The sequence below is a fragment of the Kocuria sabuli genome (genome assembly GCF_040981185.1).
Taxonomy (GTDB): Bacteria; Actinomycetota; Actinomycetes; order Actinomycetales; family Micrococcaceae; genus Kocuria; species Kocuria sabuli.
In genome coordinates this window covers 1-8,890 of sequence record NZ_JAVHZE010000033.1, presented here as the reverse complement: position 1 = coordinate 8,890, position 8,890 = coordinate 1, and the positions used below count along the sequence as shown (strand labels likewise).

Below are 8,890 nucleotides of genomic sequence, written 5' to 3'. Positions count from 1 at the left end.
TGGACGTCGACCATGACCTCGCCGGTGGTGCCGGAGTTGTTGAGGGCGCTCAGGGTGGCCTGGGAGGACCAGGAGTCCTGGCCGTGGTCGGCGGCCAGGGCGGGAGCCGCCGAGAGGGCCAGGGCGCTCAGGGCCAGGGTGGGAACGGCAAGCAGACGCATCTTCGTGTTCATGACTGGTTCCTTCGTCGTGCCGGGGGGGTGCACACGGGGTGTGTGCATGGGGGTTCGTAGCTGATCACCACCCGGATGGGTGGTCCGGGGAAAAACTTCGAGAAGAGTTCCGCCGCAACGCTCCCGGTCCGCGGGAATGCTGACGCGGTCCGCCGTGGAGAGGTGCGGGAGCGGGTCCACGCCCTCGGTCCGGGGCACCCCCCTCAGCCGGACTGTTCCTTCAGGTGCCGGCGCCGGAGAACCCATCCGTGCCGTGATCGGTGGCGAACACCAGTCGTGAAGAACTCTTACCCGCCTCTGGCCTCCGGATGTCACGGCCGGACTCTGCCAGGGCGCCTGCCCGGCATGACCCCTCTGGGGCTGGGGCGGCCCACAGCGGCGCCGATGGCATGCCGCCGCAGGGCTGTGGCAGTGTGCACACCGAGAATGTTCCCGTCCCCTTCCTCGACGGGGCACCGGTGTCGAAGGGACGGATGGGGGATCCGATGACCGAATCCCGCGGCGGGCGGGGAGATCGCCAGGGCCGCACCCTGGGAGTGCCGAGCCGACCTCACTCCGACGAACGGTCCGCACCTCACGGGCCGGTGGCCTCCAGGGAGGAAGCAGCAATCGGCCCGCGTCGACCCGGCCCACGGGACCGTGCCGGGGTGGTTGCGCACGCTGGCCCGTCGCCGGGCGATGGACTGCACCGACTTCGCGCAGCACGGGGGGTGCAGTCGTGAACGGCATTCATGACCGCGGCACGGACACCGGCGCCCTGCACGAGCTGGTCGCCCTCTACGCTGTGAACGCCCTGGATCCGGCGGAGCAGGCCGCCTTCGAGCACCATCTGCCGGAATGCCCCCGGTGCCGGGCGGAGCTGGCCGACCATGCCGAGGTCACCGCCCGCCTGGCGGAGGCGGTGGCGCAGGACCCTCCGCCCGCCCTCCGTGCTGGAGGCCGTCCACAGCGCCCGGCCCTTGCCTGCCGTCCAGGACGAGACACCCGCCGGAGGTGGAGCGGCCCCGGCGGAGCCGGGAACGATCCTCAGGACCGATCCCGCAGCAGAGGGCTTCTCCGGAAGCACCAGCGGCCGTCCCGGGGCCGGGATCGTGTCCCTGGACGCCCGTCGCCGTCGCCTGCCGGCCGCCGCCGCGGCCGCTGTCTTCCTCCCGGGAATCGCCCTGGGCGGGTGGAGTCTGGGGGCGCAGTCGAAGCAGCGGCATCAGGAGGAGCTGCTCGCGGCCCGGGAACAGGACCGGGAGAACCTGCTGCTGGGCGCCTCCGACGCCACCACCCACCGGATCGAGGTGGAGGGCGGAACCGCCACCCTCTTCGTGTCCCAGGAGCAGGACACCGCCCTGTTCGTCTCCACCGACCTCCCGGACCCCGGGCCGGGGCGGGAGTACCAGCTGTGGCTGGTCCAGGAGGACGTCCCCGTTCCGGACGCGCACTTCACCGGCGGACAGGTACGCACCTGGCTGCACGGGGAGGTGGCCGATGCGGCGGCGGCGGCCATGACCGTGGAACCGGCCGAGGGCTCCACCAGCCCCACCCTGCCGGTCGTCGCCGCCACCGAGATCTGAGGCCGGCGACGCCATGACCGCACCGACCCTGCCGCGCAGGAGAACCCGGAAGCGAGAGAGCATACGGCCGAGAGGGCAGGAGGCGAGCGGGCCGCAGCGTGCGGGTCCGCTGGCGCGCGGAGTGCGAGGCGTGATCGCCGGTGTCCTTTCCGCATCGCTGGCGGCGGCCTCCCACCACGCCGCGGCCACGGCGGCACCGGACCCGGTGGTCGTGGCCGTCACGGCGGTCGCTGCGGTGGGGGTGTGCGTGCTGCTGGCGGGGCACCGGATGGGTCCGGTGCGGCTGGGCTCTGCGGTGGTGCTCAGTCAGGGCGTCCACCACCTGCTGTTCTCCCTGTCCGGTGGGAACACCGCCGGGGTCGGATCCCACATTCCGCGGGGGGTCGAGCCGGGACCCGGCCACACCCATCCTCCACTGGGGACGGTTCCTCGCGACCTCCCCTCGGCCGAGCCCGCCCACTGGCTGATGCTGCTGCTGCATCTGCTGGCCGCGGTCGTGACCTACCTCCTCCTGCGCCACGGGGAGAGGGCGTGGTGGTCGCTGGTGGATGTGCTGGGCGCACCGATCCGCCGGCTGCTGCACGTGGCACCCCCCTGGGTGGCAGCCCGGCGCCCCCTGGGTCGACCGGGCCGGTTCTTCCAGCAGGATCTCCACGATCTGGGCTGCGCCCTGCAGATCGTCACCCCCAGGGGTCCGCCCGTTCCGGTGTCGTGAGTCGTCACCTCTGTCCCACCGCAGCAGCGGCACGCCGCCGTTGCCGGGGCAGGGTCCCCCACACCCTTCTCGAGGGACCTGACCGACCGTTCTCACCGGTTCCTGCCCGTGCGAGGCCACCTCCCTGTTCCTCCAGGGCCTGCCGTCCACGCACGGTCATCGGCTGCCTCCCCCGACCTCTCCGACAGGCGAAACCCATCATGCCCACTTCCACCGACACCATCGAACCCCGCCCGTCCCTGCCCTCTCGCCCGCCGGCACCGGCCGGGTGGGTGCGGCAGCTGCTGCTGCGCCTGCACTTCTACATCGGGGTCTTCATCGGCCCCTTCCTGCTCGTCGCCGCCGTCTCCGGGGCCCTCTACGCCCTGAGTCCGCAGCTGGAGCGGGTGATCTATGCCGAGGCGCTGACCGGCACCGTCACCGAACAGCCCTTGTCCCTGGACGCCCAGGTCGCCGCCGCCCAGACCGCCACCGGTCTCGAGGCCACCCCGGAGGCGGTGCGTCCGGCCGAGCCCGGGGGCACCACCCGGGTGATGTTCACCGACCCGGCCCTGGGTGCCTCCGAGCACCGAGGGGTGTTCGTGGACCCGGGCACCGGTGAGGTGGTCGGGGACCTGACCGTCTACGGCACCAGCGGGTCGTTGCCGCTGCGCACCGCCATCAGCGAGCTCCACCGCAGCCTGCTGCTGGGTGAGCCGGGGCGGATCTACAGCGAGCTGGCCGCCTCCTGGCTGTGGGTCATCGCCGTGACCGGGCTGATCCTGTGGGCGGCCCGCTGGCGGAGGACCCGGACCGGGCTCCGGGCACGGGGGCTGCTGGTCCCGGACACCGCCACCACGAACAAGTACCGGCGCACCCGGTCCTTCCACGCCGCGACCGGGGTGTGGCTGGGACTGGGGTTCCTGTTCCTCTCCGCCACGGGGCTGACCTGGTCGACCTACGCCGGGGCCAACGTCACGGAACTGCGCTCCACCCTGGGCTGGACGACTCCGGCACTGGAGAAGGCCCTGGATCCGGCCCGGGCACCGGGGGCTGCGACGGACGAGCACGCCGAGCACGGCGCGCACCATGACCACGCCGCCATGACGGGTGCCGCCTCCGCCGGCGGGTCGTTCGACGCGGTGCTGGACACCGCCCGCGATGCCGGCATCGACGCGACCCTGCTCGAGGTCAAGCCCGCGCCCGAGGCCGGCACCGCCTGGACGGTGGCCGAGATCGACCGTTCCTGGCCCACCCAGGTCGATGCCGTGGCCGTGGACGCGGCCAGCGGACAGGTCAGCGACCGGGTGCGCTTCACCGAGTTCGGGGTCATGGCGAAACTCGCCCAGTGGGGCGTGGCCGCCCACATGGGGGTGCTGTTCGGGGTGGTCAACCAGCTCGTGCTGGCCGTGCTCGCCCTGGGTCTGGCCGCGACGGTGGTGTGGGGCTATCTCATGTGGTGGCGACGGCGACCCGCCCGCGCCACCGGGATGAGCTTCGGTGCTGCTCCGACCCGCGGGGCCCTGCGCCGGGCTCCGCTGCCCGCGGTGGCCGCGGTGACCGTGGTCGCGGTGGGCGTGGGGGTGTTCCTCCCCCTGCTGGGGACCAGCCTGGCCGCCTTCCTGGTCCTGGACCTCGTCCTGGGCGCCCTGACGGCCCGACGGAACGCTCCCCCGGCAGGCCCGTGATCCGAGCCGGCCATGGCGCAGGGCCCCGTGCACCCGCTGGGCGGGGCCCTGCCCCGGCCGCCTCGATCGGGGGGACCGTGACCGGATCGGGACCCGGGCAACAGCCCTCGTCCGGGCGAGAGGCGGTGGCGTCCGCACCCATCCGCCGGGCCGCCGGCTCCGAACACGAGGTGACACAGTCACAACGATCACCGTGCGGACGAGCACCGCCGGCCCGCCCCCGGTTCCCGGGGCCGCCGTGCCCGTCGCGCAGGGAAGGGAGACGAGCCGTCATGGCCTTCGACATCGACCGGTACGCCCGTGAGTCCACGGCCGTGACCTGGGAGGACCTCGACTACGAGGTGTTCCGGGACAACCCGCTGCCGACGGACACGCTGCGCACCCTGCGCTACATGTGCGAGATCGAGTTCCACACCGTGTGCTACCTGCGGGACATGCTCGTCAGCCCCTCGCGCAAGGACCCGCAGGTGGGGACCTTCATGACCACCTGGAACTGGGAGGAGATCTGGCACGGCGAGGCCCTGGCCCACGTGCTGGCCCTGCACGGGATCACGGTGGCCTTCGACGAGGTCAAGGCCAAGCGGGTCAAGCTCGGCTGGCGGGACCGCCTCAGCCCGGTCAAGCAGTCGCTGCTGTCCAACATCGCCGGCACCGACTTCGTGGCCGTGCACATGCTCTGGGGCTCCATCAACGAACGCTCCACCGCCGCCGGCTACAAGCGCCTCGCCGCCCTGGAGGACAGCCCCGTGCTCACCACCCTGCTGCGCCGGATCGCCGCACAGGAGGCCAAGCACATCGCCTTCTACACCACCCAGGCCCGCGCCCGGCTGCAGGACAACCCGCGCGCCCAGAAACTGGCCCGCCTGGCCCTGCGCACCGCCTGGCAGCCGGTCGGTTCCGGGGTCTCCCCCGAGGCCGAGGTCGACCACGTCCTGCGGCACCTGTTCTCCGGACCGGACGGGCGCAAGGAGATCGAGGCCGTCGACCGGCACGTCGCCAAGCTGCCGGGCATGGAGGGGCTGACCCTCGTGGCCGAGGCCCTGGACGCCCGCGGGGTGCCGGCGTGAGCACCACCGGTTTCGACGTGCGCGCCTACATGCGCGACCCCCATGTCCTGCGCCCCACCGATCTCGATCCGCACGCGCTGGGGACCCTGTCCGCCCCGGCCCTGGATGCCCTCGCCTACCTGTGGGCGGTGGAGGGCACCGTCCTGGGACGGATGCGTGATGTGCTGGTCACCCCCACCCACGCCGAGTCCCGTGTGACCGCCTTCCTCACCACCTGGTCCTACGAGCAGCACTGGCTCACCACGACCCTCGGATCGGTGCTCGAGGCCCGCTCCCGCACACCCCGGTTGCCCCTGGACACGCCCCTGGGCGGGCTGCGCCGCGCGTGGGACGACCGGGCCCGGCCCACCGTGGCCGCCATCGGCACCAATCTCCTGGGCGCGGACGTGACCGGCGCCCACATGGTCACCGGCTGGCTGGACACCGCGGCGCTCGCCCTCGTCTACCGCCGGCTCGGCGCGGTCGAGCCCGCGCTGGGGGAGCTGACCTGCGCGGTGGTGCGGCTGAAGGACCGGCACCTGGACTTCTACGCCGAGGAAGCCACGGACCGCCTGGCCCGCAGCGCCACCGCCCGGCGGATCGCCCGGACCGCCGCCGACCGGTGGCGCCTCCCCGGCACCCGGTACGCCGGCCCCGCACCGGCCCGCGCCGCCCTGACCCTGCTCACGGATCCGGCCGGACGCCCCGCCGTCGGTGAGATCGACGATGCGGTGGCCGTGTTCCCCGGTCTGACCGGCACCCACCCGCTGCGCACCGCCCTCGGGGCTCCCACGCCCCGGCCGGGTCTCCACGCCACCACGCCGACGTCCTGGGCGTGAGAGGGCATGCCGTGACCGGCCGGGGTTCGGGCGCGAGCCGCACGCCCCCGGGACAACCGGGCGGAACAGGACAGCAGAAGTGGCACGAGCACACTGAGCGCGCTCGATGAGGATCAGGAACGACTTCGATCAGCGGGGCACGGGGTGGCCGTGGGCATCGCGCAGCTCGATGCGCGGTCCGCTGATGAGCACCTCACGACGTTCCTCGAGCGTCGCCGGGCGGTTCTGATCCCGTTCGGGAACGCGGGCGAACAGGGGGTCGCGCTCCTCGGGAGCGTTGATGAAGGAGCGGAAGCGGGCAAGCTTGGCCGGGTCGGCGAGGGTGGCGACCCACTCGTCGACGTGGGCCTCCACGAAGTGCTGCATCTCCTCCTCGAGCTCGTGGCAGATGCCGAGCTCGTCGTCGACGACGACCTTGCGGATGTGGTCGATGCCGCCGTCGTGGGACTCGATCCACACGGCGGTGCGCTGGAGCTTCTCGGCGCTGCGGATGTAGTAGCCGAGGAACCGGTCGATCAGCCGCACCAGCGTCTCGCCGTCGACGTCCTGGACGAGCAGGTCCGCGTGGCGCGGGGAGAAGCCGCCGTTGCCGCCCACATAGAGATTCCAGCCCTTCTCCGTGGCGATCACCCCGATGTCCTTGCCGCGGGCCTCGGCGCACTCCCGGGCGCATCCGGAGGCGCCGATCTTGAACTTGTGCGGGGAACGCAGGCCCACAGGGTGGGGTCGCCGAGGGTGAGGTCGTAGGACTTGTCCCAGCGCTTGGCCAGCTGGACGCGGTCGTAGGGCGCCATGTCCTCCTCGCTGATGAGCGTCACACGGTAGCGTGCGTGGTCATCACGCCGGTGCAGGGTCTCGACGAAGTGGTGGGCGGCGGGACCGCCGCCCACCACGACGACGTCACGGAAGCTCTGCCCGGAAGTGCCGGGGGACGTGGTGTCGGTGCTGGCCACGATGTCTCCTCATCCCGGGTCCCCCCGGGTCGGTGGTGTGGGTCTCGTCAGCTGTGGCAACCGGTCGGGATCTTGTGGTCTGACCACAGCGCCATATCTCCTACAATACCAACGGGGAACGCCCCGCACGGGCTCCGCAACGGGATGTTTCAGCAGTGTCGGAGCACCGGGCGACCCCTCCATGAGAGCATCCGAGAACCCATGCCCGGATGGACGCAGGACGAGGAGACAGACCGTGAGCGACACGCAGTGGCACCGAGTGTGCACCGTGGACCAGCTAGAGACCGACCTCGGGGAGGCCGCCCTCTTCGGCACCGAGCAGATCGCGGTGTTCAAGGCATGGGACGGCAACGTCTACACGGTCTCCAACATCGATCCGCGCACCGACCAGGGAGTGATGAGCCGGGGCATCGTGGGCGACAGGATGGTGGACGGCGCGCGCCGGCCCACCATCTCCTCCCCCCTGTACAAGGAGGTCTACGACCTCGGCACCGGCGTGTGCCACACCTCGGACCACTTCGGTCTGGCCGTGTACACCAACCGGGTCGTGGACGGCGTGGTCCAGGTGGACCTCGCCTCGCGCACCGACGCCAGGGCCCGGGCCCTCCCCCGACACTGACCGGTCACGGCCAGCAGGGTCTTTGCTGCAGATGCTTCCCGAGCCGTGCCCCCTTCGACCCTGCGACCCGGTCGTCGGACGGAGTTCGAGGCGGTGCAGGGATGGCACCCGAGCTGGTCGGGGGTCGGCCGTGCCCGACGACGCTGTCGTCGTCTCCGCCGGTCAGGGCATCCCCGCGCTGTATTTCGTGTCGTCGTTCACGTACGCGTAGTAGAGCCCGATCAGCACTCCCCCGCCCAGGAAGTTGCCCACCAGGGCGATCGCGACGTTGGCCGCCGCCAAGCCGCCGTCAATGCCCTCGCCGAGCCCGACGATGGTGAACAGGACCGTGTTCGCCACGGAGTGCTCCAAGCCCAGGAAGGCGAAGAGGAACACCGCGACGATCATCACCAGGCTCTTCAGGACGTCGTCCTGGATGAGGCCGTTGTAGACCAGCAGCATCGCGAGATTGATCAAGAAATTGCACAGCACCGCACGGATGAACAGGTCTCCCCACCCCGTGGCGCCGCTCGTGATGAACTCCAGCTTGTTCGCCACAGAGGCTTCCATCAACGTGAACGCGGCACCGTCGATGACGGTGCTGTAGCGCAACGCCACCGCCACGAACAGACCGCCCAGGAAATTGCCCACATAGCACAGGCTCAGCAGGCGCAACGCCTTCAACCAGCTCGTGCGGTGGTAATAGGCCCCGACGGAGACCACCATCATGTTGGACGTCAGCAGCTCGGACTTCGAGTAGTAGATGAAGACCAGCGCCCATCCGAACGTGGCAGCGCCCACCATCCGCCCGAGAGGGCTCAGCGTCGCACCCCCGGCAGGGACGGCGTCGAACGCCGCGACCACCACGAAGTTCGCGGCGAACAGCACTCCGATGATCAGCCCGGCCATGCCGGCGCGCTGGAGGTACCGCCGTGCCAGATGGCCCGACATGGTGGTCTTGGTCTCCAAGGCCTCCAGGATGGTGCTGATGAACTGCTTTCCCGGGAAAAGCTGCTGCGCGTCAGAGGGCATGTTCGGCGCCTGTCTCCAGAAATCGTTGCGGAGCCGCCCGGCACACGGGGCGGACATCTGCTGTGAACACTCTCATGATCGTCGAACTCGGCCCGGGACGTGCTGAACCGACTGCGCCCCGGGGCGTCAGATCCTGGAGCCGGCCATCGGGGACGGCCGAGGAGATCCTTGCGGATCGGTCCGTGGCATGCGGCTGACTGCTGCGTGCGGGTTCAGTAGCCGATCGTGGCCAGGGTGGCCCGGATCGCCTCGGCCGAGCGCTGCAGCATGGCCTGCTCCCGCTCGTCCATCGGCACCACCAG

The 8,890-nt window shown here is 71.2% G+C and carries 8 protein-coding genes and 2 pseudogenes; 7 read left to right on the top strand and 3 right to left on the bottom strand.

The annotated features are described in order from the left end of the window. Positions 1-891: 891 nt before the first annotated feature. The 6 genes and pseudogenes from RE027_RS17500 to RE027_RS17475 form a co-directional block, all read left to right on the top strand. A pseudogene (locus RE027_RS17500) lies at positions 892-1,014 on the top strand (zf-HC2 domain-containing protein); the annotation flags it as partial. Positions 1,015-1,102: 88 nt separating this feature from the next. Further along, complete coding sequence (locus tag RE027_RS17495; protein WP_368809585.1) at positions 1,103-1,738, top strand: anti-sigma factor; 636 nt, start codon at positions 1,103-1,105, stop codon at positions 1,736-1,738. Positions 1,739-1,868: 130 nt separating this feature from the next. Then, entirely contained in the window at positions 1,869-2,453 is a 585-nt protein-coding gene (locus RE027_RS17490; RefSeq protein ID WP_368809584.1) for a hypothetical protein, read from the top strand. Between the two features lie 200 nt (positions 2,454-2,653). Next, positions 2,654-4,120 (top strand): PepSY-associated TM helix domain-containing protein, encoded by a 1,467-nt coding sequence (locus RE027_RS17485; protein WP_368809583.1) that lies wholly within the window; start codon positions 2,654-2,656, stop codon positions 4,118-4,120. A gap of 272 nt (positions 4,121-4,392) precedes the next feature. Continuing rightward, entirely contained in the window at positions 4,393-5,187 is a 795-nt protein-coding gene (locus RE027_RS17480) for an acyl-ACP desaturase (protein ID WP_368809582.1), read from the top strand. Next, positions 5,184-6,005 carry a hypothetical protein gene (locus RE027_RS17475; RefSeq protein WP_368809581.1) on the top strand — a complete coding sequence of 274 codons (822 nt, stop codon included), beginning with the start codon at positions 5,184-5,186 and terminating at the stop codon, positions 6,003-6,005. Before RE027_RS17480 ends, RE027_RS17475 begins: the two co-directional genes overlap by 4 nt. A 129-nt stretch (positions 6,006-6,134) precedes the next feature. On the opposite strand, the pseudogene RE027_RS17470 reads toward RE027_RS17475, so the two are convergent. Together RE027_RS17470 and RE027_RS17465 are read right to left on the bottom strand one after the other, a co-directional pair. Further along, a pseudogene (locus tag RE027_RS17470) lies at positions 6,135-6,719 on the bottom strand (nitrite reductase (NAD(P)H)); the annotation flags it as partial. After that, the gene (locus tag RE027_RS17465; protein WP_368809587.1) at positions 6,632-6,895 is read right to left on the bottom strand and encodes a hypothetical protein; all 264 of its coding nucleotides are present in this window, start codon (positions 6,893-6,895) and stop codon (positions 6,632-6,634) included. The pseudogene RE027_RS17470 and the gene RE027_RS17465, both read right to left, overlap by 88 nt. Before the next feature lie 298 nt (positions 6,896-7,193). On the opposite strand from RE027_RS17465, the gene nirD reads away from it, so the two are divergent. Beyond that, the gene (gene nirD, locus RE027_RS17460; RefSeq protein WP_368809580.1) at positions 7,194-7,577 is read left to right on the top strand and encodes a nitrite reductase small subunit NirD; all 384 of its coding nucleotides are present in this window, start codon (positions 7,194-7,196) and stop codon (positions 7,575-7,577) included. Between the two features lie 162 nt (positions 7,578-7,739). Here nirD and RE027_RS17455 read toward each other — a convergent pair whose 3' ends face one another. Then, positions 7,740-8,588, bottom strand: coding sequence for a formate/nitrite transporter family protein (locus RE027_RS17455; protein ID WP_368809579.1), 849 nt, complete (start codon positions 8,586-8,588; stop codon positions 7,740-7,742). Between the last annotated feature and the right edge of the window lie 302 nt (positions 8,589-8,890).

What these genes read in the sequence shown, in the direction of transcription:
- RE027_RS17485 (WP_368809583.1), top strand. Translation starts at nt 2,654, where the DNA reads ATGCCCACTTCCACCGACACCATCGAACCCCGCCCGTCCCTGCCCTCT.
- RE027_RS17480 (WP_368809582.1), top strand. Translation starts at nt 4,393, where the DNA reads ATGGCCTTCGACATCGACCGGTACGCCCGTGAGTCCACGGCCGTGACC.
- RE027_RS17455 (WP_368809579.1), bottom strand. Translation starts at nt 8,588, where the DNA reads ATGCCCTCTGACGCGCAGCAGCTTTTCCCGGGAAAGCAGTTCATCAGC.